The organism is Pseudomonas sp. F-14 TE3623, assembly GCF_053629015.1.
Window position 1 is genome coordinate 1,663,243 of record NZ_JBRJHM010000001.1, and the last position, 25,459, is coordinate 1,688,701.

Genomic DNA, 25,459 nt, shown 5'->3' on the forward strand with positions numbered 1-25,459 from the left:
CGCTCAATACCTGTGGGAGCGAGCCTGCTCGCGATGGCGTCATACCCGTCGACATTAATGCCGACTGATACACCGCTATCGCGAGCAGGCTCGCTCCCACATTGTTACGCCGCGCCGCCGAGGAATTGCTCGGCGTAGTGACAAGCCACCTGGCGGGTGTCGAGCAGGCGCAAGGCCGGCTCTTCGACGCTGCAGCGCTCGGTCGCATACGGGCAGCGCTTGTGGAAGGCGCAGCCGGACGGCGGGTTCAGCGGGTTCGGCAGTTCGCCGACGATCTTGATTTTCGGCTTGTTCGGGTCCGGGTGAATGGTTGGAGTGGCCGACAGCAACGCCTGGGTGTACGGGTGCAGAGGACGCTCGTAGATGTCATTCTTCGGACCCATCTCCACAGGGCGGCCGAGGTACATCACCATCACATGATCGGCGACGTGACGCACCACGGCCAGGTTGTGGGAGATGAACACGTAGGCGGTGTTGAACTCTTGCTGCAAATCCATGAACAGGTTGAGTACCTGCGCCTGGATCGATACGTCCAGCGCCGAGGTCGGTTCGTCTGCCACCAGCACTTTCGGTTGCAGCATCATCGCGCGGGCCAGGGCAATCCGCTGGCGCTGACCGCCGGAGAACATGTGCGGATAGCGCTGGTAGTGCTCGGGACGCAAGCCCACCTGTTTCATCATCGCCTGGACTTTGTCGCGACGTTCCGAGGCGCTCAGGTTGGTGTTGATCAGCAGCGGTTCGGCGAGTTGATCACCGACTTTCTGCCGTGGGTTCAGTGACGCGTACGGGCTCTGGAACACCATCTGCACGTCTTTGCGCAGCTGCTTGCGTTGAGCCTTGTCAGCGCCGGCGACTTCCTGCCCGGCGATTTTCAAGGAGCCGGAGGAGGGCTCTTCGATCAGCGTCAGGGCACGGGCCAGGGTGGATTTGCCGCAACCCGATTCGCCCACAACGGCGAGGGTTTTGCCGGCTTCCAGTTCGAACGACACACCGTTGAGGGCGCGCACGGTCGCATGACCCTTGAATAGGCCACGGGACACTTCGTAGTGACGGGTCAGGTTGCGGGCGGTAAGTACGACGGCCATTACGCCACCTCCTGATTCAGCGGGTAGAAGCAGCGGGCGAGGCTGTTGCTTTTCGGGTCAAGGGCCGGACGCTGGGTGCGGCAGTTGTCCTGCACGTAGGGGCAGCGCGGCGACAACAGGCAGCCTTGCGGACGGTCGTAGCGACCGGGAACGATGCCCGGCAACGTCGACAGGCGCGCGGCACCCAGGCTGTGTTCCGGAATGGCCTTGAGCAGCGCTTCGCTGTACGGGTGCGCCGGAATGTCGAACAGTTGTGGCACCTGACCGACTTCAACCGCTTGGCCGGCGTACATCACGCACACGCGCTGGGCGGTTTCGGCTACAACCGCGAGGTCGTGGGTAATCAGCACCAGGCCCATGTCCTGCTCTTTCTGCAGGGCCAGCAACAGATCCATGATCTGCGCCTGAATCGTTACGTCCAGAGCGGTGGTTGGTTCGTCGGCGATCAGCAGTTTCGGTTCGCCGGCAATCGCCATGGCAATTGCCACACGCTGGCTCATACCGCCGGAGAGTTGATGCGGGTAGGCGTCCATACGGCTGGCGGCGCCCGGGATTTCCACTTTTTCCAGCAGTTCGATGGCACGCTTGCGGGCGTCCTTTCTGGACATTTTCAGGTGCAGGCGCAGCACTTCTTCAATCTGGAAACCGACGGTGTAGCTCGGGTTCAGCGCGGTCATCGGGTCCTGAAACACCATGGCCAGGTCTTTGCCGACGATTTGCCGACGTTGACGGTTGCTGAGCTTGAGCATGTTCTTGCCGTCGAAATTCAGGGCGTCGGCAGTGACGATCCCCGGATGCTCGATCAGGCCCATCAGCGCCATCATGGTCACGGATTTACCGGAACCCGATTCGCCCACGATGGCCAGCACTTCGCCTTTGTCCACGGTAATGTCGAGACCGTCGACCACCGGAACGGCGTTGGCGTCGCCGAAGCGAACGTTGAGATTCTTGATTTCTAACAGTGACATTTGAATCTCCTCAGGCGGCGTTCTTGAGTTTCGGGTCCAGCGCATCGCGCAGACCGTCGCCCATCAAGTTGATTGCCAGCACGCTGAGCAAAATGGTCAAACCAGGCAAGCTCACCACCCACCAGGCGCGTTCGATGTAGTCGCGAGCCGAAGCCAGCATGGTGCCCCACTCAGGCGTTGGCGGTTGTACGCCAAGGCCGAGGAAGCCCAGTGCCGCGGCATCGAGAATCGCCGAGGAGAAACTCAAGGTGGCCTGAACGATCAGCGGCGCCATGCAGTTGGGCAGCACCGTGACGAACATCAGGCGTGGCAGACCGGCACCGGCCAGGCGCGCGGCGGTCACGTAGTCGCGGTTCAATTCGCCCATCACCGCGGCGCGGGTCAGACGAACATAGGACGGCAACGAAACCACGGCGATGGCAATAATGGTGTTGATCAGGCCAGGGCCGAGGATGGCGACAATCGCCACCGCCAGCAGCAGGGACGGCAGGGCCAGCATGATGTCCATCAGACGCATGATGGTCGGGCCGAGTACGCGCGGAAAGAACCCGGCGAACAGACCCAAAAGAATGCCCGGAATCAGCGACATCACCACCGACGACAAGCCGATCAGCAGGGACAGGCGCGAACCGTTGATCAGCCGCGACAGCAGGTCGCGACCCAGTTCATCGGTGCCGAGCAGGAACTGGATTTGCCCGCCTTCCAGCCAGGACGGCGGGGTCAGCAGGAAGTCACGGTATTGCTCGCTCGGGTTATGCGGCGCAACCCACGGCGCGAAGATCGCGCAGAAGATCACCAGCAGCATGAACATCAGGCCGGCGACGGCGCCTTTGTTCCTGGAGAACGCGTGCCAGAATTCTTTGTACGGGGACGGATACAGCAGGCTTTGATCGACTGCTACCGGTGTAGTGAGAGTGGTCATGGTCTTGATCTCAGCGCTGATGACGGATGCGTGGGTTGGCAAAGCCGTAGAGGATGTCCACCACGAAGTTGACCAGAATCACCAGGCAGGCGATTAACAGGATGCCGTTCTGCACCACGGGATAGTCCCGTGCGCCAATGGCTTCGATCAGCCATTTGCCGATGCCGGGCCAGGAGAAAATGGTTTCGGTCAGGACCGCACCGGCCAGCAACGTGCCGACTTGCAGGCCGACCACGGTCAGAACCGGAATCAGCGCATTGCGCAGGCCGTGAACGAACACCACGCGCGAGGGCGACAGGCCTTTGGCGCGTGCGGTACGGATGTAGTCTTCACGCAGCACTTCGAGCATCGACGAACGGGTCATCCGCGCGATCACCGCCAGCGGGATGGTGCCGAGCACGATGGCCGGCAGGATCAGGTGATGCAGGGCATCGAAGAACGCCCCGACGTCATCGGCCAGCAGCGTATCGATCAGCATGAAACCGGTGCGCGGCTCGATGTCGTAGAGCAGGTCGATCCGCCCGGACACCGGCGTCCAGCCCAGGCTCACCGAGAAGAACATGATCAGGATCAGGCCCCACCAGAAGATCGGCATCGAGTATCCCGCCAGGGAGATGCCCATCACCCCATGGTCGAACAGGGATCCTCGCTTGAGTGCCGCAATCACCCCGGCCAAAAGGCCCAGGATGCCGGCGAACAACAGGGCGGCCATGGACAGTTCCAGGGTCGCGGGAAATAGAGAGCTGAACTCGGTCCAGACGCTTTCACGGGTACGCAGGGATTCGCCGAGATCGCCGTGGGCCAACTTGCCGATGTAATCCAGGTATTGGGCATACAGGGGTTTGTTCAGACCTAGGCGTTCCATTGCCTGAGCATGCATTTCGGGGTCGACTCTTCGTTCGCCCATCATTACTTCCACGGGGTCGCCTGGAATCATGCGAATCAACGCGAAAGTCAGCAAGGTGATGCCGAAGAACGTGGGGATCAGTAACCCCAATCGGCGGGCAATAAAACTAAACATCTTGTGTGGTACCTCATCAGCCGGTTAGGCGTGCCCGGCAGCGCTGGGGTCAGCGAGGCCGGGCGTTTCTTATCTACTTCACCTGGGTGGTGGCGAAGTTATTAGTGGTGAGGGGGCTAATTTGATAGCCCTCTACGTTGGTGCGCATTGCGGTGAACATACGGGTGTGCGCCATGCTGATCCACGGCTGGTCCTGATTGAAAACGGCCTGGGCCTGTTCGTAGAGCGCCGTGCGTTCGTCCGGGTTCACTTTAGCCCGGGCTTCGTCGATCAACGTCTGGAACTTTTCATTGCACCAGCGAGCGTAGTTTTCGCCGTTCTTGGCGGCTTCGCAACTGAGCATAGGCGTCAGGAAATTATCCGGGTCGCCGTTATCGCCAGCCCAACCGGCGGACACCATATCGTGCTCGCCGTTTTTCGCGCGCTTGAGCATTTCGCCCCATTCCATGACACGAATATCGACCTTGATCCCGACCTTGGCCAGGTCGGCCTGCATCATCTGCGCGCCGAGCATCGGGTTCGGGTTGGTCGGGCCGCCGCCGTTGCGGGTGAACAGGGTGAACACGGTGCCATCCGGCACGCCGGCTTCCTTGAGCAGGGCGCGAGCCTTGTCCAGGTCACGCGGCGGGTTGGTCAGTTTGTGGTTGTAGCCCAGCAGGGTGTCCGGGTACGGGTTGACCGCTACCGTCGCATTGCCTTTGCCGAATAGCGCGTTGACGTAGGCTTCCTTATCGAACGCGATGTCGATGGCTTTACGCACGCGCACATCACTCATGTACTTGTGCGAGGTGTTCATCGCGATGTACGAAACGGTCATCGCATTGAGCTCATCAACTTTCAGGTTGGTGTCTTTCTTGATGCTCGGGATGTCATCCGGTTTCGGATACAGCGCGATCTGGCACTCGTTGGCCTTGAGCTTTTGCAGGCGCACGTTGTTGTCGGTGGCAATCGCCAGAATCAGCGAATCAGCCGGTGGTTTGCCGCGGAAGTAGTCCGGGTTGGCCTTGAAGCGAACCTGAGCGTCCTTGGCGTAACGCTGGAAGACGAACGGGCCGGTGCCGACCGGTTTGTTGTTCAGGTCGCCCGTTTTGTCGGCCTTGAGCAACTGGTCTGCGTACTCGGCGGAGTAGATCGAGGAGAAGGCCATGGCGATGTCGGCCAGGAACGGCGCTTCACGGCGGGTCAGGGTGAATTTGACCGTGTTGTCGTCGACTTTCTCGACGCTTTTGAGCAGCTCTTTGAAGCCCATGCTTTCAAAGTACGGGAAGCCCACGCTCGACAGCTTATGCCATGGGTGTTTCGGGTCCAGTTGACGCTGGAAGCTCCAGACCACATCGTCGGCATTCATGTCGCGGGTCGGCTTGAAGTAATCGGTGGTGTGAAACTTGACGCCTTTGCGCAGGTGGAACGTGTAGGTCAGACCGTCGTCGCTGATGTCCCACGACTCGGCCAGTGCCGGGATCACGTCAGTGGTGCCGGGCTTGAAGTCCGCCAGACGATTGAAGATGGTTTCGGCCACCGCATCGGCTGTGACTGCAGTCGTGTACTGGACCATATCGAAGCCTTCCGGACTGGCTTCGGTACAGACCACCAAGGGTTTGGCCGAGACGCCGACGGCGACACTCAGCAACGCGGCAGCGATGGCCGCTCGTAGGGGAAGCATTTTCATCTAGAGCCCTCTGCAATCGGTTGAACAGAAAAGCCAGACGGCCGACTCATCATGAGTCAGCCGCAGGCATACGTTTTACAAAATGTTGAACGGGATGGTGGTCACGAGACGGAACTCGTTGATGTTGCCGTCAGCCTGATTTTCGCTGGCACGGTGAGTGGTGTACGTCGCGCGGATGGCGGTAGCCTTGAGTGGGCCGCTCTGCACGGCGTAGGACGCGCCGATGCCGTATTCGTAGTGGGTTTCGCCGTCCATCAGGCTCAGGTCGCCGCGCTTGGCGCCCGGATCGGTGTAAGCCGTGCCGCGGTAGTGAGTACCGTCAATGCCCCAGCCGCGCGCCTGGTAGATGTTGAACTTCAGGCCTGGCACGCCGTATTCGGCCATGTTCAGGCCGTAGGCAATCTGGAAGGATTTCTCGTTCGGGCCGTTGAAGTCCGACAGCAAGGAGTTGGCCAGGTAGATGCCGTTGGTTTCGTGCAGGTAGTCGAAATACGTGTCGCCGTTCACTTCCTGGTACGAGAAGGTCAGGCTGTGAGCCTGGTGAGTCAGGCCGAGTGACAGCGAGTAGGTGTCGTTGTCGATCTCACCCATCAACTTTTTGCCTTCGTCGACGGTTTTGTAGTAGTTCAGGCCGGTGGTCAGACTCAGTACCTGGCTGTCACCCAGCTCGTGGGTGGCGCCGAAGTAGTACTGGTTCCAGAAGTCTTCGACGTTGGCGCCGTACAGGCTGGTTTTCAGGCTCTTGAACGGCTGGTAGTTCACGCCTGCGGTGTAGACCTTGTCGGTTTCAACGCCGGTGGCGGAGTACTCGCTGCGGAACTTCGACAGGCTCTGTTCGGTACGTGGCGAAACGCGGTCGAAACCGGCCAGGTCGAACGACAGGTTATTGAATTCTTCGCTGTGCAGGCTGATACCTTCAAAGCTCGAAGGCAGTGCGCGGTTGCCGATGACATCAACGATTGGAGTGCTGAAGTTCTGACGACCGGCGGTCAAGGTGGTGTTCGATACACGGAACTTGGCGTTGGCCAGACCCAGTTTGCTCCACTGGTCGACGGCATCGCCGTTGGAGTCTGCCAGGGTGCGGTTGGAGCCGCCGGCAATATCCTTGCGGTCACGGTCCAGAACGATGGCGTTGTAGGCGGCGACTTCGGTGCTGACGCCAACGGTGCCCTGGGTGAAGCCCGAGGTGTAGTTGACGATAGTGCCCTGAACCCAGTTGATACGACGTGGTGTCGGGGTGCTAGGGGCGCTCGGATCGTTCTTCACGCTGTTTTTCTTGTAGCTGAAGGTGTCGTCACGACGTTTCAGTTCGTTGGCATACCAGTTACGCGTTGTGCCGCCCAGGCTTTGTCCATCGATAAAGCCTTTGGCCTCGCTTTGGGCGCTACTGCCGGCCAATGTGGTAGGGACAAACTCCTGACTTGCAGGTTCTGCGTAAGCCGTGGCGGTCACGCTGCTGATGGCCAAGGCCAATAACGCGGTGCTGCTCAGTTTCATGGGTGAAGCTCCTTACTTTCTTTTTTTAAATGCCGGTCTTTTTTGGTGATCCGGCTATTTGGTTTAGAACTCATGCAGGCATCGCAAACGTTTGCTATAGGCCAGATTGGCGAATTACGGCAATACGCTTGCATGAGGGCGGAATCCGCCCCCAGCGTTTTGGTTAATCGGTTATTGGTCGATACTGACGCCCGAGAACACGTTCCGACCGAAAGGACTCACCTTGAATCCTTCGACTTTGGCGCTCAACGGCTGGTTGACCGTCGAGTGGGCGACAGGCGTGATCGGCACTTGCTGCTTGAGCAATTGCTGAGCCTGTTTGTAGAGCACGGTGCGCTGGTCGCGGTCGGTGACGACCTTGGCCTGCTTGATCAGCTTGTCGTAGGCCGGATCACACCACATGGAGTAGTTGTTGCCGCCAATGGCATCGCAGCTGTAAAGCGTGCCGAGCCAGTTGTCCGGGTCACCATTGTCGCCGGTCCAGCCGATCAGGCTGATGTCGTGCTCGCCGTTCTTGGTGCGCTTGATGTACTCGCCCCATTCGTAGCTGACGATCTTGACCTTGAGGCCGATCTTCGCCCAATCCGCCTGGAGCATTTCGGCCATCAGCTTGGCGTTGGGGTTGTACGGACGCTGAACCGGCATGGCCCAGAGGGTGATTTCGGTGCCTTCCTTGACGCCGGCAGCCTTGAGCAATTCCTTGGCTTTTTCCGGGTTATAGGCGGCGTCCTTGACGGTATCGTCGTAGGACCATTGGGTCGGTGGCATGGCGTTTTGCGCCAGTTGCCCGGCGCCTTGATACACCGCGTTGAGAATGCCTTGCTTGTTCACCGCCATGTCCAGCGCCTGGCGCACTTCAAGCTGGTCGAACGGTTTGTGCCGCACGTTATAGGCGATGTAACCAAGGTTGAAGCCAGGCTTTTCGATCAGTTGCAGTTTCGGATCGTTTTTCAGCGCGGTCACGTCGGCCGGGCGCGGGTGCAGGGTGATCTGGCATTCGTTGGCCTTGAGCTTCTGCACGCGCACCGAGGCGTCGGTGTTGATGGCGAAAATCAGGTTGTCGAGCTTGACCCGGCTCGGGTCCCAGTACTGCTTGTTGCCGCTGTAACGGATGTTGGAATCTTTCTGGTAGCTCTTGAACACGAACGGGCCAGTGCCGATCGGCTTCTGGTTGATCTCGCTCGGCTTGCCGGAGGCCAGTAACTGGTCGGCGTATTCGGCAGACAGGATCGCGGCGAAGCTCATGGCGATGTTCTGGATGAATGCGGCGTCGACGCTGTTGAGCGTCATCACCACGGTCAGCGGCCCGGTCTTCTCGACCTTGGCGATGTTCTTGTTCAGGCTCATCCCGTTGAAATACGGGAACTCGGTCGGATAAGCCTTACGGAAGGGTTGCTGTGGATCGAGCATACGATTGAAGGTGAACAGCACGTCATCGGCGTTGAAATCGCGGGTCGGTGTGAAGTATTTGGTCGTGTGAAATTTCACCCCTTCGCGCAGGTGAAACGTGTACTTGAGACCGTCCTCGGAAATATCCCAGCTCGTTGCCAGGCCCGGTACGACGTTAGTGGCGCCTTTTTCAAATTCTGCCAATCGGTTGTACAGCGGCTCGGCGGCGTCGTTATCGGTCGCCGTGGTGTATTGCGCAGTGTCGAAGCCTGCGGGGCTGCCTTCGGAGCAGAACACCAGGCTGTTATTGGCGGCCTGGCTGATGGAAGTGACGGCCAGCAGGCCGGTGCTCAGCAATGCGGATAAAACCAAGGTATGGCGCATGACGCTCCCTCTTTTTAGTGTTGTGCAATGAGCCGTGGTCCCGTCCGGAAACGTGGGGCTTCATTGATCTCAAACCATTGCACGCAGCAAACCGAGAGCCCACGCATGAACTGGTCAGATCCCGACGGTATGAGCCGTGGGTCTGGCAGTAAATGCGTAAATGCCTGAAAGACTCGTAGGAAAAGGCGACGCGTCCTAAACCTCTGCTGTGGTGCGCAGCGGATTTGGCTGTCAGTTGATTCCTACTTTCTCGGCAGATAAAGCAACGGCAACGTGAATAACGTCGCCGTTGCCAAACCTTATTTGCTGACGCTGACGCCGTAGAAGGAGTTCAAGCCAAACGGGCTGATCTTGAAGTCCTGCACGTTGTCGCGCATGGGTTGGAACACCGTCGAGTGAGCGATAGGTGTCATTGGAACGGCGTCTTTGAGGACGTGTTGCGCCTGTTTGTACAGTTCGGTGCGCTTGGCCTGATCGGTAGTGCGCTTGGCTTCTTTAACGATGCCGTCGAATTTCTTGTCGCACCACTTGGAGAAGTTGTTGCCCTGCAGAGAGTCGCAGCCGAACAGTACGTTCAGCCAGTTGTCCGGGTCACCATTGTCGCCGCTCCAGCCGATGATCATCGCCTGGTTCTCGCCGCCCTTGGAACGCTTGATGTATTCGCCCCATTCGTAGGTGACGATCTTGGCCTTGATACCGACCTTGGCCCAGTCGGACTGCAGCATTTCCGCCATCAGCTTGGCGTTCGGGTTGTAAGGACGCTGCACCGGCATCGCCCACAGGTTGATCTCGGTGCCTTCCTTGATGCCGGCTTCCTTGAGCAGCGCTTTGGCTTTCTCAGGGTTGTACGGGGCATCCTTGATGGTGGTGTCATAAGACCATTGGGTCGGTGGCATGGCGTTGACAGCCAGTTGGCCGGCGCCCTGGTAAACCGAGTCGATGATCTGTTGCTTGTTGACGGCCATGTCCAGTGCCTGACGCACTTTCAACTGGGCCATCGGGTTTGGCTGATCACTGCCCTTGATCTTGTCCATCACGTTATAGGCGATGTAACCCAGGTTGAAACCGGCCTGATCAGGCACCTTCAGGGTCTTGTCTTCCTTCAGCGCCTTCAAGTCGGCTGGACGTGGGAACAGAGTGATCTGGCACTCGTTCTTCTTCAGCTTCTGAATACGCACCGACGGGTCGGTGGTGATGGCGAAGATCAAGTTGTCGATCTTCACGTCGTCAGGCTTCCAGTAGTCCTTGTTCCCGGTGTAGCGGATGTTGGAGTCTTTCTGGTAGCTCTTGAACACAAACGGGCCAGTACCGACCGGCTTCTGGTTGATGTCGGCGGCTTTGCCTTCCTTGAGCAGCTGGGCAGCGTACTCGGCGGACTGGACCGAGGCGAAACTCATGGCCATGTTCTGAATGAACGCGGCATCAACTTCTTTGAGGGTGAACTTGACGGTGTGGTCGTCGACTTTATCGATCTTGGTGATGTTGGTATCCATCCCCATGTCGGTAAAGTACGGGAATTCGGTCGGGTACGCCTTACGGAACGGGTCATCCTTGTTAATCATGCGATTGAAGGTGAACAGCACGTCGTCGGCGTTGAACTCACGAGTCGGCTTGAAGTACGGGGTGGTGTGGAACTTGACGCCTTCACGCAGGTGGAAGGTGTAAGTCAGGCCGTCATCAGAGATGTCCCACTTGGTCGCCAGACCAGGAACAACGGCGGTGCCGCCGCGCTCGAACTGGGTCAGACGGTTGAACATGGTTTCTGCAGAGGCGTCGAAGTCGGTTCCGGTGGTGTACTGACCAGGATCAAAACCGGCCGGGCTCCCTTCGGAGCAAAACACCAGGTTAGTCGCAGCGACGGCGAAAGGTGCGCTGGCTAATAAGCTTGCGCCGACTAAAAACGGAATGACCGCGTGTTTAAGCATGGTGGCCTCATGATTTGTTGTCATTTTTGGAATTAGAGGACGACCTCGTGAGTCGACCTGCGGATACTTATGCAGGGGCCATACCCAATGCAAGATCCGGAATGGTTACAAACCTTAAACAGTGGCACGAACGTACCTTAATGTCGCATATGTATAAATACGTGCGCATTTGACCGTTTGCGCAGGTTTTTTACGGTGCAAATCGCGCACCGACAAGGGGCGACCGGGGCATTTGGTGCACCCGGTTGGAGCCTGGTGTTACTTATTTATACCCACTCCGTAGAAGGGGGTAAGGCCGAACGGACTGATTTTGAAGTCGGTCACTTCCATGCGCAGTGGCTGGAACACTGTCGAGTTCGCAATTGGTGTAATCGGCACCTGTTGCTTAAGGATTTGCTGTGCCTGTTGGTACAGGTTGACCCGCTGCTGTTTGTCCGTGGACACCTTGGCTTGCTGCACCAGCTTGTCGTAGGCCGGGTCGCACCACTTGGCGTAGTTGCTGCCTTTCACCGCGGCGCAGCTATAGAGCACGCCGAGCCAGTTGTCCGGGTCGCCGTTGTCGCCGGTCCAGCCGTAAATCATGGCGTCGTGTTCGCCGTTCTTGGCGCGCTTGATGTACTCGCCCCATTCATAACTGACGATGTTGGCCTTGATACCGACTTTCTCCCAATCCTGCTGGATCATCTGTGCCGACATCCGCGCGTTGGGGTTGGAGGCACGCTGCACGGTCATGGCCCACAAATCGATAGTAGTACCGGGCGCAACCCCTGCTTCTTTTAGTAGCGCGCGGGCTTTGGTCGGGTCGTGCGGTGCGTCTTTGATACTCGGGTCATAGGACCATTGCGCCGGCGGCAAAGCGTTCTGCGCCAGTTGCCCGGCACTCTGGTAGACCGCTTTGATGATCGCCGGTTTGTCGATAGCCATGTCCAGGGCTTGACGGACCTTGAGCTGGTCCAGTGGCGGATGGGTCACGTTGTAGGCGAGGAAGCCGAGGTTGAAACCGGCTTGTTTGAGTACCCGCAGGTTTGGATCTTTCTCCATCACTTCAATGTCTGCCGGGCGCGGGTAGCCGCTGACCTGGCACTCGCCGGCCTTGAGTTTCTGCAAGCGCACGGCGGCGTCCGGGGTGATTGAGAAAATCAGGTTGTCGAGTTTTACGTCCTCGGGTTTCCAGTAGGCCTTGTTGGCGGCGTAGCGGATCTGCGAGTCCTTTTGATAGCGCTTGAACACGAAGGGGCCGGTGCCGACCGGTTTCTGGTTGAGGTCGGCAGCTTTGCCTTCTTTCAACAATTGCGCGGCGTATTCGGCGGACTGCACCGAGGCGAAGCTCATGGCGAGGTTTTGTACGAACGCGGCGTCGATGTTGTTCAGGCTGAAGCGCACGGTGTGGTCGTCGGTCTTGTCGATGCTTTTGATCGTGGTGTTCAGGCCCATGTCGGTGAAGTACGGCGACTCGGCGGGGTAGGCTTTACGGAACGCATTCTGCGGGTCGAGCAGGCGCTGGAAGGTGAACAACACGTCGTCGGCGTTGAAGTCGCGGGTCGGGGTGAAGTAGTCGGTGGTGTGGAATTTCACGCCGTCGCGCAGGTGAAAGGTGTAGCTGAGGCCGTCCTTGGACACTTCCCAGCTAGTGGCCAGACCGGGTTCGACTTCGGTGCCGCCGCGTTTGAATTGGGTGAGGCGGTTGAAGACGGTTTCGGCGGAGGCGTCGAAGTCGGTGCCGCTGGTGTACTGGCTGGGGTCGAAGCCGGCGGGGCTGGCTTCGGAGCAGTAGACCAGGGTGGTGGCGGCTTGGGCGAGTGGGGCGGTGGAGGCGATTGTGGCGAGGGTAAGGGCGAGTAGAAGTGGTTTGACGGTGGTTCTTTCCATGGAGTCCCCGAGGGCTTGGCGGCGGTGTTTTCCTGAGGGTAGCGTTGTTGGTGAGATTGGCGGAAATATCCGTTTGTAAGGGAGACCCCTCTATCTCGGCATATTCAAGCTGGTTGTTGGCTTGGCGGCCTTTTAGTCGACCAGTCTATGGCGGGTGTACACAATCCCACGTAGGAGCTGTGTCAGATGAGCATTCGGCGTCAGACGTGAGATTGATCGTTCCAACGCTCCCGCGTGGGAATGCCGCCAGGGACGCTCTGCGTTCCGCTTTTGAATGTTTAACGGGTGTGTCAGAACTCAGACCTTTCCCACGCATTTTTCAGGTTGTCGGTCGGACGCGGGCTCAATAACCTTTGGCTGTCGCTGACAACTCAGCGATCGGGTGTGAGAGCCCGGCAACTTATGGTCATCCAGTGTCTGTACACGCATAATCGCTGCCAGCTTATTGCTGCCTGCAAATGCGTTATGGCGGCTGTGTGCGGGCGGACTTCGGTCCGGCCGGGTGTCCATAACCGGTCTTCTCACCTCGCACATAGCTGCCACCTCTTCGCCGTGTGAGAAGCGGCAAGTGGAGGCTCCAACGCTGGAGAAATTTTTCAATGGACAAATTAATCCCCGACCCACCCTTCAATACCACCACACCCAACGCAGAAGCATCGCGCACCGAAGAATTACTCAAAGACCGCGAAGCCATAAAACGCGCCCTCGACTACTACCTTGATCCCCCCGCGCAATACACAGAAAAACCCCGTCGCCCCAGCACCATGTTCATGGTCGCCCCGGATGTCGGCACCGAAAGCCTGCTGGCCCACGCCTACGAATCGTTGGCCTCAGCGAGTGTCCTGGCCAGTGATTTCGCCAACAATCTGATTGGCCCGCAGCGCCACACGGCATTGGCGATTCAACAGGTCATCATGGTGGCGGAATTGGCGGTGAACCGGGCGTTGGATAACGTCGATCCGGCGTAGACACACCGCAAACAATGTGGGAGCGGGCTTGCTCGCGAAGACGGCGGTACATCCAACATCGCAGTGACTGACACACCGCTTTCGCGAGCAAGCCCGCTCCCACAGGATTTGTGCTGATTTGAAATTGGCGCATGACCTTGTGGGAGCGGCGGTGCGACGATTCGACTTGCCCGCGATTGACGGCAGGTCAATCAACACAAGGCCTGACGGACAAACTCCATTTCTTCAGGGCACAAAAAAACCGGCGATCACTTATTGATCGCCGGTTTTCGTTTAACCCTTATCCAATCACTGCATCAACACTTCAATCGCCCCATCCGCCGTCATGCTGACCTGGCTGGTCCCAGCTTCAACTTCCGGGGTCACCGGCGCAGAGTCCATGCCGGCAGCTTTCATCATCATCGGCCCGCGCATGTACGGTTGTGGATAACCGTTGCTGTTGAGGTTCAGGTTGACGATTTTGTAGCTTTTGCCGCCCAGGGCATCGGTGGCCAGTTGGGCGCGGGACTTGAAGGCGGTCACGGCTTCTTTGAGCAGGGCGTCTTCGCTGGCTTTGCGGGTTGGGGTGGCGATGGCGAAGTCCATGCCGCCCATTTTCAGGTCGGTGAGCAGTTCGCCGGTGAGTTTGGAGAGGGCAGCGAAGTCCGAGCTTTCCAGGCGCAGTTCGGCGCGTTCACGCCAGCCGGTGATTTTCTGGCCTTTGGTGTCGTAGATCGGGTAGCTGTTGCGGCTACCCTGACGCAGGGTGATGTCTTTGACTTCTTTAGCCTGGGCCAGTGCTTTGTTCATGGTGGTACTGACGTCGGCGGCGAGTTTGGCCGGGTCGGTGTTTTGCTCTTCGGTGTAGAGGGTCACGATCATCAGGTCGCGGGCCACTTCCTGGCTGACTTCGGCGCGCAGGGAGATCTGGTTGTAATGCAGTTCGTCGACGGCCAGGGCCGGGAGGCTGACGACGGTGCCAACGCTTAAGGCAAGAAGGGCGGCGCTGCGGCGCAATGTGTGCATGAAAAGCTCCTTGGACGGTGCGCAGGGGTTGAGGTCCGAACCTGCGTGAAACCATCAGACTCTAGCTTCAATGGCCCGGTTCGCACAGTTACAACTTCTATACAGATGGAAGGCAGGTGACCCTGTGGCGAGGGGGGTTGCCCCCGTTGGACTGCGAAGCAGTCCCAAATCCTGCCACCCTGTTCTATCAGTCAATCCGCGTCAGCCGATCTGCGTCTGCTTCGCCGCCGAACGGGGGCAAGCCCCCTCGCCACAGGGTTATTTCGTCACAGATACATTGCTTGGTGGCTGTGGTCGTTTGCCGCACTTTCGCCTCTCAGGCCCGCGGCTTGGTTATACTCCGTGCGATCCGCCTGGAGCGCTCATCAGGAGAGCTCATGCTCGCCCCCGTTCAAATCACTTCCGCCACTCGCCAGAACCTCTGGCGGCTCACGTTCATCCGCACGTTGGTGCTGGCCGCTCAGGCCGGTTCCGTAGGCCTGGCCTACTGGTTTGACCTGCTGCCGTTGCCTTGGCTGCAATTGGCGATCACCCTCGGCTTTTCCATGGTGCTCTGCGCGCTGACCGCGATTCGCCTGCGCACGTCGTGGCCGGTGACCGAGCTCGAATACGCCGTGCAACTGGCCTGCGACCTGTTTATCCACAGTGCCTTGCTGTACTTCTCAGGCGGTTCGACCAACCCGTTCGTCTCTTATTACCTGGTGCCGCTGACCATCGCCGCCGTGACGCTGCCGTGGCGCTATTCGGTGATTCTGTCGGGAATCGCGTTGGCGCTTTATACGTTACTGCTGGCGCGGTTCTACCCGCTGGAAACATTCCCTATCGCCCGCGAGAACTTGCAGATTTACGGCATGTGGCTGAGCTTTGCTCTGGCGGCAGCGGTGATCACGTTCTTCGCCGCCCGTATGGCCGAGGAGCTGCGTCGTCAGGAAGAATTGCGCGCCATTCGTCGTGAAGAAGGCCTGCGCGATCAGCAATTGCTGGCCGTCGCGACCCAGGCTGCCGGCGCCGCCCATGAACTGGGCACGCCGCTGGCGACCATGAGCGTGTTGCTCAAGGAAATGCGTCAGGACCATCCAGACCCGCTATTGCAGGACGATTTGAGCGTGCTGCAGGATCAGGTCAAACTCTGCAAAGAGACCTTGCAGCAGTTAGTTCGGGCGGCGGAAGCCAATCGTCGCTTGGCGGTGGAGATGCAAGACGTCACCGACTGGCTCGACGAAGCCCTGAACCGCTGGCACCTGATGCGCCCGGAAGCCAGTTACCGCTTCCAGCGCCTGGGCCAGGGGACCGTGCCGCGCATGGCGCCGCCGCCGGATCTGACCCAAGCCCTGCTAAATTTGCTGAACAACGCCGCCGATGCGTGCCCCGAAGGCTTGCAAGTGACCCTGGACTGGAATGCCGAGGATTTGACCATCAGCATTCGCGACCATGGCGCCGGTGTGCCACTGGCCATTGCCGAGCAGATTGGCAAACCGTTTTTTACCACCAAGGGCAAAGGTTTCGGCCTGGGCCTGTTTTTGAGCAAGGCCAGCGTGACACGCGCCGGCGGCTCAGTGAAACTCTACAGTCATGAGGAAGGTGGCACGCTTACCGAGCTGCGCCTGCCCCGTGTCGCCCGAGGAGACGAACATGAGTGACGAGATCCAAGTCGAAGGCGAAGAACTGCCGCATTTGCTGCTGGTAGACGACGACGCAACCTTTACCCGCGTGATGGCCCGCGCCATGGCCCGCCGCGGTTTTCGCGTCAGCACAGCAGGTTCCGCCGAAGAAGGCCTGACCATCGCCCAGGCCGACATCCCGGATTACGCCGCCCTTGATCTGAAAATGGACGGCGATTCGGGCCTGGTGTTGCTGCCGAAACTGCTCGAACTCGACCCGGAAATGCGCGTAGTGATCCTCACCGGTTACTCGAGCATTGCCACCGCCGTCGAGGCGATCAAGCGCGGCGCCTGCAATTACCTGTGCAAACCGGCGGACGCCGATGACGTGCTGGCCGCGTTGCTCTCCGAGCACGCCGACCTCGACACGCTGGTGCCGGAAAACCCAATGTCCGTGGACCGCCTGCAGTGGGAGCACATCCAGCGCGTACTGACCGAGCACGAAGGCAACATCTCCGCTACTGCCCGCGCCTTGGGCATGCACCGCCGCACGCTGCAACGCAAACTGCAGAAGCGTCCGGTCCGTCGCTGAACCGGCGCTGAACAATTGTTGTCACACCTCGTTACAAGCCGGGTCGATCATTTATGATCGGCTCGTGTGTGTTCTTTTCTTTATCGAGCCTTATCCATGAATCAGAACGCTGAATATTCCGCGGTCAACGATGCTGTGCGCGGGCAGTTTTTTCGCAAAGTCTGGGCGATGACCACGCCTTACTGGCGCAGCGAAGAGAAGGGCAAGGCCTGGACGTTGCTGATCGCGGTGATCGCATTGTCGCTGGTCAGCGTGGGGCTCTCGGTGTGGTTCAACACTTGGTACAAGGATTTTTACAACGCCCTGCAACAAAAGGACGAGGCGGCCTTCTGGCGGCTGATCCTGTATTTCTGCGGGATCGCCGCGGTGGCAATCATCGCTGCCGTCTACCGGCTCTATCTGACCCAGATGCTGACCATCCGCTGGCGAGCCTGGCTCACCGAAAAGCATTTTGCCCGCTGGCTCGGCAACAAGAATTACTACCAGCTGGAACAGGGCGGTTACACCGATAACCCGGACCAGCGGATTTCCGAAGACCTCAACAACTTCACCTCGAACACCCTGGAACTGGGCATTGGTTTGCTTCGCAACATTGTCAGCCTGGTGTCGTTCTCGATCATTCTGTGGGGCGTGTCGGGCAGTATCGAAGTGTTCGGTTTCACCATTCCCGGCTACATGTTCTGGTGTGTGCTGGTCTATGCCGTGATCGGCAGCTGGCTGACGCATTTGATCGGCCGCCGTTTGATCGGCCTGAACAACCAGCAACAACGTTTCGAAGCCGACCTGCGTTTTTCCATGGTCCGGGTTCGCGAAAATGCCGAAAGCATTGCGTTGTACAACGGTGAGCCCAATGAAAACCGTCGTTTGAGCAGCCGTTTCGGCATGGTCTGGCGCAATTTCTGGGACATCATGAAGGTGTCCAAGCGTCTGACGTTCTTCACCTCCGGTTATAGCCAGGCCGCCATCATCTTTCCGTTCATGGTCGCTGCACCGCGTTACTTCGCTGGCAAGATCGAACTCGGCGATCTGATGCAAATCAGTTCGGCGTTCGGCAACGTGCAGGAGAGTTTCAGCTGGTTTATCAGTGCGTATCAGAATCTCGCTGCGTGGCGCGCCACGTGTGATCGTCTGCTGAGTTTCCGTCAGGCCATGACCGACAACGAAGAACGCGCACCGGCCATCGACGTGCAGAATCATGGCTCGGCGTTGAAGGTGCATAACCTTGGTCTCGACCTCGCTGACGGTCGTCACCTGCTGACCAACGCCGACATGACGGTGGAGGAGGGCGAGCGCGTCATGCTCAGCGGTCGTTCCGGCAGCGGCAAATCGACGTTGCTGCGGGCGATGGGGCACCTTTGGCCGGCCGGCCACGGCAGCATCCGCCTGCCGACGGGGCGTTATCTGTTCCTGCCGCAAAAACCGTATCTGCCGATTGGCACTTTGCGCGAGGCGCTGAGTTATCCACAGCCCGGCGACACCTACCCGCACGAGCGCTACGTCCACGTGCTGGAAACCTGCCGCTTGCCACACCTGGTTTCGCGTCTGGATGAAGCCAACCACTGGCAGCGCATGCTTTCGCCGGGCGAGCAGCAACGACTGGCCTTCGCTCGTGCGCTGCTTTATGCGCCGCAATGGCTGTACATGGACGAAGCGACTTCGGCGATGGATGAAGAGGATGAAGCGTCGCTGTATCAGGCGTTGATCGATGAATTGCCGGGGCTGAGCATCGTCAGCGTCGGGCATCGCAGCAGCCTGAAGCGTTTCCATCCACGGCATGTGCGTATCGAGAATGGCCATTTGGTGGATCAGACGGTGACCGCATAAACACCACTTGACCTGTGGGAGCGGGCTTGCCCGCGATGGCCTCGACGCGGTTCACCTGCAGAACCGCGTTATCGTTCATCGCGGGCAAGCCACGCTCCCACAGGGAGTGGTGGTGATCGTACAACCGTGTTGAGCTATGATGCGGTTTCAGCCGCTTTTTTCGAGACAGACGTTCACCATGGAAAACCCGATCGACGCACCTCGCCTCCCTCGCAAGCGCCGCAGCCTCGCTCAGGAACTGGTGACGGTGCTGTCCGAGCAGATCCGCGACGGTCACCTCAAACGTGGCGACAAATTGCCCACCGAGTCGGCGATCATGGATGCCCATGGCGTTAGCCGCACCGTGGTGCGCGAAGCGATTTCCCGTTTGCAGGCAGCAGGGCAAGTTGAAACCCGTCACGGCATCGGCACCTTCGTGCTCGACACTCCAAGCCCGAGCGGTTTTCGTATCGACCCGGCCACAGTGGTCACGCTGCGGGATGTGCTGGCAATTCTGGAGCTGCGTATCAGCCTGGAAGTGGAATCCGCCGGCCTTGCCGCGCAACGTCGCAGCGCTGAGCAGTTGGCGTTGATGCGAGCGGCGCTGGATGCGCTGAATGAAAGCGCCTCCCACGCCAGCGATGCGGTGGCTTCGGACTTCCAGTTCCATCTGCAAATTGCCTTGGCCACCGGCAATCGCTACTTCACCGATATCATGACCCACTTGGGCACCAGCATCATTCCGCGCACGCGCCTGAACTCCGCGCGCCTGGCCCACGACGACCAGCAGCACTACATGAGTCGCCTGAGCCGTGAGCATGAAGAGATTTATGATGCTATCGCCCGCCAGGATTCCGATGCGGCGCGGGCGGCTATGCGGTTGCACCTGACGAATAGCCGCGAGCGGTTGCGCCAGGCCCATGAAGAGGCGCAGGCACAGCGGGGATAGGTTTGCAGGTTGGGTGATTTGCTGCCTGACAGATCGCTTTCGCGAGCAAGCCCGCTCCCACACTTGATCTCGGTTGTTCACAAAAAATGCGTTCACCGAAGATCCAATGTGGGAGCGGGCTTGCTCGCGAAAGGGCCGACGGCCATCTCGCAGTAACTTCAGCCAGTCCTCAAAATCGAACGATCCACCCTCACCGCCAACTCAGCAGCCCCAGGTTTGGCATCGAAGACCGCATGCCCGCGCTCATCCACGACCGTCCGGGTAATCGGCACGCCTTTGGATAGCAACTCCAGCGGCGCACCTTTCAGCGATTGGCCAGAAACCAGTTCCAGTTTCAGTTTGATAGTCATCAGTGATCTCCTTATCAGGCATTGGCCGCTGAGTTCAGCATGCCGGTTGGTTGGTAGTCCTTGAGCAGCAGATAGGTACTCCAGCCCCACCAGTCGTCAACGGTGGCGGTATCGTTGAGGTTGTTGACGTCCTTGCGCCGCAACACCTTGTTGCCCTCGACTTTGAACAGTGGCGAGAAATTGCCTGCCGGGTTCAGTACCGCTTGCAGGTCGGGCAGCCTTTTCAAAGCAGCAAAGCTGCCAGCCGACGGGGCAGAGCCACTGAGGTACGCCGCGAACACTTCATCCGCAGACACCTGAACCGCTTGATTCACCTGGGCGCGATTGGCGCTGTCGATGGCATCGAAGTAGCGCTTGTCGCCGTAGGCGTGCCAGCGATCGCCGTTGCCATTGCTCACGTTGAGGCCGAACTTGCTGTCTTCATCGTGCATGAAGCGGGTAATCAGCGAGCCGAGATCACTGGGCGTGACCACCGCCGCCAACTGTTTGCGCGGTACTCGCAGGTGGCCGGCGGAATACAGGTCGGTCAGGTAGTGATCGGCAAAAGCGTTCATCGCATAGGCCAACTCCAACTGCTTTTCATCGCCGCTGTTGTGGGCGAGCACTGCTTGTTGCAGCGCTGCCGTGTGCCCGGCGATGTAGGCCAGTAACGCCCATTCGGCAAAATGGTCGGCGTTGTTGGCGGCCAGTTTCAGATAACGCCCCAAAGGGAACAGCGCCGAGACGAAACTGCCGCCGCCGGTGATCTTGTTCCACTCTTCCGACAACGTATCACCGAGGGCGTCATAAGCTTCGTGAGGCTGTTTGCCGTCCCTGATCGCTTGATTGATGGCGGCGATTTCCTTCTGCATGACACCGAGGATCAGCTTCGCCTCGGCGTTTGAGGCCGGCAGTACCGCCAGGGAGTTGAAGGCGTTGGTAAAACGCTGGATTCGGTCCGCCGCTGTTGCGCCTTCGCAGATCGGTTGGTCGGGAATTCCATAAAAATCACCCCCCAGCGCAATCACTTGTCCATAGGTCAATGCCAGGCCATTGGGCAGGTGCAACTCCACCTGCGAGGCCGGTATGGCAGGTGCATCCTTGACGAAGCGCAGCAGGGTGCCGTCGCCGATCGCGGTATGTTCTGCACCCTCAAACCTCAACTGGGGCGCGCCTTTCAGCGCATTTTTTGGTGGCGTCGACAGCAGGCCCTGGCGCTGATGTTTGAGGCCGTGATGGCTGCCGGCGGTGAGTTTAAGGGTGTCGCCATTGCCAGTAAGGGCGATGCCGTGCTCGGTAAAAAGATCATCCAGATCGGCAATGACCTGTCGGGTATTTTCCTTCGGTTGTGCGTGTAGACCTGACATTTCTAGCTCCTTGATATGTCGTAGGTAGAATCAAATTTAGCTGTATGTATATACAGCTATCTGGATCATAGATGAGAACTTTCCTACGTCAAGGAATTACTTTTTCCGACGCGAATTTTGCGGCTCGCGATGAAATGCAGTTGACGGTTGCATTTTAAGTTGTACGATGACCTACAACTTCGGCGAAGGCTGAACGGTTTTCTCACACAACGTTGCTACCCAGGGTGTTCGAATAATGAATCCACAAGAACTGAAGTCCATCCTTTCTTCCGGCCTGCTGTCGTTCCCGGTCACCGACTTCAATGCTCAGGGCGATTTCCATCGCGCGGGCTATATCAAACGTCTCGAATGGCTGGCCCCATACGGCGCCTCGGCATTGTTCGCCGCGGGCGGCACCGGTGAGTTCTTCTCTCTGGCGGCCAGCGAATATTCGGAAATCATCAAGACAGCCGTCGACACCTGCGCGACCAGCGTACCGATCCTGGCCGGTGTCGGCGGTTCGACTCGTCAAGCCATCGAATACGCTCAGGAAGCCGAGCGTCTGGGCGCCAAAGGCCTGTTGCTGCTGCCGCACTACCTGACCGAAGCCAGCCAGGACGGTGTTGCCGACCACGTTGAAGCGGTCTGCAAATCAGTAAAAATCGGCGTGGTGGTTTACAACCGCAACGTCTGCCGCCTGACCGCTCCTTTGCTGGAACGTCTGGCCGAGCGCTGCCCGAACCTGATCGGTTACAAGGATGGCCTGGGCGATATCGAGTTGATGGTGTCGATCCGTCGCCGCCTCGGTGATCGTTTCAGCTACCTGGGCGGTTTGCCGACCGCTGAAGTCTACGCCGCGGCCTACAAGGCGCTGGGCGTGCCGGTTTACTCCTCGGCGGTGTTCAACTTCATCCCGAAAACCGCGATGGATTTCTACCACGCCATTGCTCGCGAAGATCACGCCACCGTCGGCAAGATCATCGACGACTTCTTCCTGCCGTACCTGGACATCCGTAACCGCAAGGCCGGTTACGCGGTGAGCATCGTCAAGGCCGGGGCAAAAATCGCAGGCTTCGACGCAGGCCCTGTGCGTGCGCCGCTGACCGATCTGACGGGCGAAGAGTACGAAATGCTCGCCGCGCTGATCGACAAGCAGGGTGCGCAATAACACTCGATAAAACCAAGGCCGCTGAGCGATCAGCGGCTTTTTGCGTGAGGAGAGATTTCAGTGGCTGATTCAATGCGTTTCGATAACTACATCAACGGCGAATGGGTGGCGGGCAGTGATTACTGCGCCAACATCAACCCGTCCGAGCTGACCGATACCATCGGCGACTATGCCAAGGCCGATCTGGCTCAGGTCCACGCCGCTATCGACGCTGCTCGCGCCGCGTTCCCGGCCTGGTCCACTTCGGGTATTCAGGCTCGCCACGATTCACTGGATAAAGTCGGCAGCGAGATCCTCGCCCGCCGCGAAGAGCTCGGCACTTTGCTGGCCCGGGAAGAGGGCAAGACTCTGCCCGAAGCCATCGGCGAAGTGACTCGCGCCGGCAACATCTTCAAGTTCTTCGCCGGTGAATGCCTGCGCCTGTCCGGCGACTATTTGCCGTCGGTGCGTCCGGGCGTCAACGTTGAAGTGACCCGTGAAGCGTTGGGTGTGGTCGGCCTGATCACCCCGTGGAATTTCCCGATTGCGATCCCGGCGTGGAAAATCGCTCCGGCCCTGGCTTACGGCAACTGCGTCGTGCTGAAACCTGCTGATCTGGTTCCGGGCTGTGCCTGGGCGCTGGCGGAAATCATCTCCCGCGCAGGCTTCCCGGCCGGCGTGTTCAACCTGGTGATGGGCAGCGGTCGCGTGGTTGGCGATGCGCTGGTGCAGAGCCCGAAAGTCGACGGCATCAGCTTCACCGGTTCCGTGGGCGTGGGTCGTCAGATCGCCGTCAGCTGCGTCTCGCGTCAGGCCAAGGTTCAGCTGGAAATGGGCGGCAAGAACCCGCAGATCATTCTGGATGACGCCGACCTCAAACAAGCGGTCGAGCTGTCGGTACAGAGCGCATTCTATTCCACCGGCCAGCGTTGCACCGCGTCGAGCCGCTTCATCGTCACCGCCGGGATTCACGACAAATTCGTTGAAACCATGGCCGAGCGCATGAAGTCGATCAAGGTTGGCCACGCGCTGAAAACCGGCACTGATATCGGTCCGGTCGTCTCGCAGGCTCAGCTTGAACAAGACATGAAGTACATCGACATCGGCCAGTCCGAAGGTGCGCGTCTGGTCAGCGGCGGTGGCTTGGTGACCTGCGACACCGAAGGCTACTTCCTCGCCCCGACGCTGTTTGCCGACAGCACAGCGGCGATGCGTATCAGCCGCGAAGAGATCTTCGGCCCGGTAGCCAATATCGTTCGCGTCGCCGATTACGAGGCGGCGCTGGCCATGGCCAACGATACCGAGTTCGGTCTGTCGGCGGGCATCGCTACCACGTCGCTGAAGTACGCCAACCACTTCAAGCGCCACTCCCAGGCCGGGATGGTGATGGTCAACCTGCCGACCGCCGGCGTGGATTACCACGTTCCGTTTGGTGGGCGTAAAGGTTCATCCTATGGATCACGTGAGCAAGGTCGCTATGCGCAAGAGTTTTATACGGTCGTAAAAACCAGCTACATCGGCTCCTGACAGGAAACACCGCGGTATCGGTATCGATACCGCAACACAACAGATTCACCCGCGCATAAAAATAATCAGTGGGAGTACATCTACAATGCAATCGACCAAGCCGACTCACGTCCGCTATTTGATCCTGCTCATGCTGTTTCTGGTGACCACGATCAACTATGCCGACCGGGCCACCATCGCAATCGCCGGCTCCAGCCTGCAAAAAGACCTCGGCATCGACGCGGTCACCCTCGGTTATATCTTCTCCGCATTCGGTTGGGCCTACGTGGCCGGGCAAATTCCCGGTGGCTGGCTGCTGGACCGTTTCGGTTCGAAAAAAATCTACGCGCTGAGCATTTTCACCTGGTCGCTGTTCACCGTGCTGCAGGGCTATGTCGGTGAGTTCGGCATGTCCACGGCGGTGGTTGCGCTGTTCATGCTGCGCTTTTTGGTGGGCCTGGCCGAAGCGCCATCCTTCCCCGGCAACGCACGCATCGTGGCGGCCTGGTTTCCGACAGCAGAACGCGGTACCGCCTCGGCGATCTTCAACTCGGCGCAATACTTTGCCACCGTGTTGTTCGCGCCGCTGATGGGCTGGATCGTTTATTCCTTCGGCTGGCAGCATGTGTTCATCGTCATGGGCGTGATCGGCATTGTCTTCTCGGGGATCTGGCTGAAGGTGATCTACAGCCCGCGCCAACACCCGATGATCAACGACGCCGAGTTCAAGCACATCGCCGACAACGGCGGCATGGTCGACATGGACCAGGACAAAGGCAAAGGCAAAAAGGGCGACGGTCCGAAGTGGGACTACATCCGCCAGCTGCTGACCAACCGCATGATGCTCGGCGTGTATCTGGGCCAGTACTGCATCAACGGCATCACCTACTTCTTCCTGACCTGGTTCCCGGTGTACCTGGTGCAGGAACGCGGCATGACCATCCTCAAGGCCGGTTTCATTGCTTCGTTGCCAGCGATCTGCGGGTTTATCGGTGGTGTGCTCGGCGGGGTGATTTCCGATTACCTGCTGCGTAAAGGCCACTCGCTGACCTTCGCCCGCAAGGCGCCGATCATCGCCGGCCTGCTGGTTTCCAGTAGCATCGTGGCCTGCAACTATGTAGACGTTGAATGGATGGTCGTCGGCTTCATGGCCCTGGCATTCTTCGGCAAAGGCGTGGGTGCGTTGGGCTGGGCGGTGGTGTCTGACACTTCGCCGAAACAGATCGCCGGTCTCAGCGGTGGCCTGTTCAACACCTTCGGTAACATTGCCTCGATCACCACGCCGATCGTTATCGGTTACATCATCAGCTCCACCGGTTCGTTCAAATGGGCGCTGGTGTTCGTCGGTTGCAACGCGCTGGTAGCCGTCTTCAGCTATCTGGTGATCGTTGGCCCGATCAAGCGTGTGGTGCTCAAAGAGCCGCCAGTCAGCGGTCCTGAAACCAACAATAAGTTATCTGAAGCGCATTCCTGAGGAGCGGCGT

The 25,459-nt window shown here is 59.0% G+C and carries 20 protein-coding genes; 8 read left to right on the forward strand and 12 right to left on the reverse strand.

The window, feature by feature from the left end; genetic code table 11:
* Positions 1 to 104: 104 nt before the first annotated feature.
* The 9 genes from AB7M29_RS07415 to AB7M29_RS07455 all read right to left on the reverse strand — a co-directional run bounded on the left by AB7M29_RS07415 (position 105) and on the right by AB7M29_RS07455 (position 12,729).
* The gene (locus AB7M29_RS07415; RefSeq protein ID WP_217857621.1) at positions 105 to 1,085 is read right to left on the reverse strand and encodes a peptide ABC transporter ATP-binding protein; all 981 of its coding nucleotides are present in this window, start codon (positions 1,083 to 1,085) and stop codon (positions 105 to 107) included.
* Positions 1,085 to 2,053, reverse strand: coding sequence for an ABC transporter ATP-binding protein (locus AB7M29_RS07420; protein ID WP_052965616.1), 969 nt, complete (start codon positions 2,051 to 2,053; stop codon positions 1,085 to 1,087). The genes AB7M29_RS07415 and AB7M29_RS07420 overlap by 1 nt, the downstream gene beginning before the upstream one ends.
* A 10-nt stretch (positions 2,054 to 2,063) precedes the next feature.
* On the reverse strand, positions 2,064 to 2,975 hold the full coding sequence (locus AB7M29_RS07425) for an ABC transporter permease subunit (protein WP_052965615.1): 912 nt from the start codon (positions 2,973 to 2,975) through the stop codon (positions 2,064 to 2,066).
* Between the two features lie 10 nt (positions 2,976 to 2,985).
* A complete protein-coding gene (locus AB7M29_RS07430; RefSeq protein WP_007900379.1) occupies positions 2,986 to 3,996 on the reverse strand; it encodes an ABC transporter permease subunit in 1,011 nt (336 codons plus the stop codon).
* 73 nt (positions 3,997 to 4,069) lie between these two features.
* Positions 4,070 to 5,665, reverse strand: coding sequence for an ABC transporter substrate-binding protein (locus AB7M29_RS07435; protein WP_217857623.1), 1,596 nt, complete (start codon positions 5,663 to 5,665; stop codon positions 4,070 to 4,072).
* A 75-nt stretch (positions 5,666 to 5,740) separates the two neighbouring features.
* The gene (locus AB7M29_RS07440) at positions 5,741 to 7,162 is read right to left on the reverse strand and encodes an OprD family porin (RefSeq protein WP_217857624.1); all 1,422 of its coding nucleotides are present in this window, start codon (positions 7,160 to 7,162) and stop codon (positions 5,741 to 5,743) included.
* 171 nt (positions 7,163 to 7,333) lie between these two features.
* Positions 7,334 to 8,935 (reverse strand): ABC transporter substrate-binding protein, encoded by a 1,602-nt coding sequence (locus tag AB7M29_RS07445; RefSeq protein ID WP_217857625.1) that lies wholly within the window; start codon positions 8,933 to 8,935, stop codon positions 7,334 to 7,336.
* Between the two features lie 299 nt (positions 8,936 to 9,234).
* The gene (locus AB7M29_RS07450; protein WP_217857626.1) at positions 9,235 to 10,860 is read right to left on the reverse strand and encodes an ABC transporter substrate-binding protein; all 1,626 of its coding nucleotides are present in this window, start codon (positions 10,858 to 10,860) and stop codon (positions 9,235 to 9,237) included.
* Positions 10,861 to 11,118: 258 nt separating this feature from the next.
* On the reverse strand, positions 11,119 to 12,729 hold the full coding sequence (locus AB7M29_RS07455) for an ABC transporter substrate-binding protein (protein WP_454246625.1): 1,611 nt from the start codon (positions 12,727 to 12,729) through the stop codon (positions 11,119 to 11,121).
* Between the two features lie 599 nt (positions 12,730 to 13,328).
* On the opposite strand from AB7M29_RS07455, the gene AB7M29_RS07460 reads away from it, so the two are divergent.
* A complete protein-coding gene (locus AB7M29_RS07460) occupies positions 13,329 to 13,697 on the forward strand; it encodes a DUF6124 family protein (protein WP_217857628.1) in 369 nt (122 codons plus the stop codon).
* A gap of 288 nt (positions 13,698 to 13,985) precedes the next feature.
* On the opposite strand, the gene AB7M29_RS07465 is transcribed toward AB7M29_RS07460, so the two are convergent.
* On the reverse strand, positions 13,986 to 14,702 hold the full coding sequence (locus AB7M29_RS07465) for an SIMPL domain-containing protein (RefSeq protein ID WP_038978941.1): 717 nt from the start codon (positions 14,700 to 14,702) through the stop codon (positions 13,986 to 13,988).
* 377 nt (positions 14,703 to 15,079) lie between these two features.
* Between AB7M29_RS07465 and AB7M29_RS07470 the strand changes: the two genes are divergently transcribed.
* From AB7M29_RS07470 to AB7M29_RS07485, 4 genes are all read left to right on the forward strand, one after another.
* Positions 15,080 to 16,342, forward strand: coding sequence for an ATP-binding protein (locus AB7M29_RS07470; RefSeq protein ID WP_007901384.1), 1,263 nt, complete (start codon positions 15,080 to 15,082; stop codon positions 16,340 to 16,342).
* The gene (locus AB7M29_RS07475; RefSeq protein WP_007901386.1) at positions 16,335 to 16,895 is read left to right on the forward strand and encodes a response regulator transcription factor; all 561 of its coding nucleotides are present in this window, start codon (positions 16,335 to 16,337) and stop codon (positions 16,893 to 16,895) included. The genes AB7M29_RS07470 and AB7M29_RS07475 overlap by 8 nt, the downstream gene beginning before the upstream one ends.
* 96 nt (positions 16,896 to 16,991) lie before the next feature.
* Entirely contained in the window at positions 16,992 to 18,719 is a 1,728-nt protein-coding gene (locus tag AB7M29_RS07480) for an ABC transporter ATP-binding protein/permease (protein ID WP_217857629.1), read from the forward strand.
* Positions 18,720 to 18,897: 178 nt separating this feature from the next.
* Positions 18,898 to 19,647: a FadR/GntR family transcriptional regulator gene (locus tag AB7M29_RS07485; RefSeq protein WP_038978943.1), complete on the forward strand. Its 750-nt coding sequence runs from the start codon at positions 18,898 to 18,900 to the stop codon at positions 19,645 to 19,647.
* A 158-nt stretch (positions 19,648 to 19,805) separates the two neighbouring features.
* Here the strand turns inward: AB7M29_RS07485 and AB7M29_RS07490 are convergent, their stop codons facing one another.
* Both AB7M29_RS07490 and AB7M29_RS07495 read right to left on the reverse strand, forming a co-directional pair.
* Entirely contained in the window at positions 19,806 to 19,997 is a 192-nt protein-coding gene (locus tag AB7M29_RS07490; RefSeq protein WP_454246626.1) for a hypothetical protein, read from the reverse strand.
* A 14-nt stretch (positions 19,998 to 20,011) separates the two neighbouring features.
* Positions 20,012 to 21,343 carry a phospholipase gene (locus AB7M29_RS07495; protein ID WP_454246627.1) on the reverse strand — a complete coding sequence of 444 codons (1,332 nt, stop codon included), beginning with the start codon at positions 21,341 to 21,343 and terminating at the stop codon, positions 20,012 to 20,014.
* 235 nt (positions 21,344 to 21,578) lie between these two features.
* Here AB7M29_RS07495 and kdgD point away from each other — a divergent pair, with 235 nt between their 5' ends.
* From kdgD to AB7M29_RS07510, 3 genes are all read left to right on the forward strand, one after another.
* Entirely contained in the window at positions 21,579 to 22,490 is a 912-nt protein-coding gene (gene kdgD, locus AB7M29_RS07500) for a 5-dehydro-4-deoxyglucarate dehydratase (protein ID WP_052965597.1), read from the forward strand.
* Positions 22,491 to 22,550: 60 nt separating this feature from the next.
* Positions 22,551 to 23,996, forward strand: coding sequence for an aldehyde dehydrogenase family protein (locus AB7M29_RS07505; RefSeq protein ID WP_217857632.1), 1,446 nt, complete (start codon positions 22,551 to 22,553; stop codon positions 23,994 to 23,996).
* Positions 23,997 to 24,081: 85 nt separating this feature from the next.
* Complete coding sequence (locus AB7M29_RS07510; protein ID WP_050682833.1) at positions 24,082 to 25,449, forward strand: MFS transporter; 1,368 nt, start codon at positions 24,082 to 24,084, stop codon at positions 25,447 to 25,449.
* Positions 25,450 to 25,459: the final 10 nt, after the last annotated feature.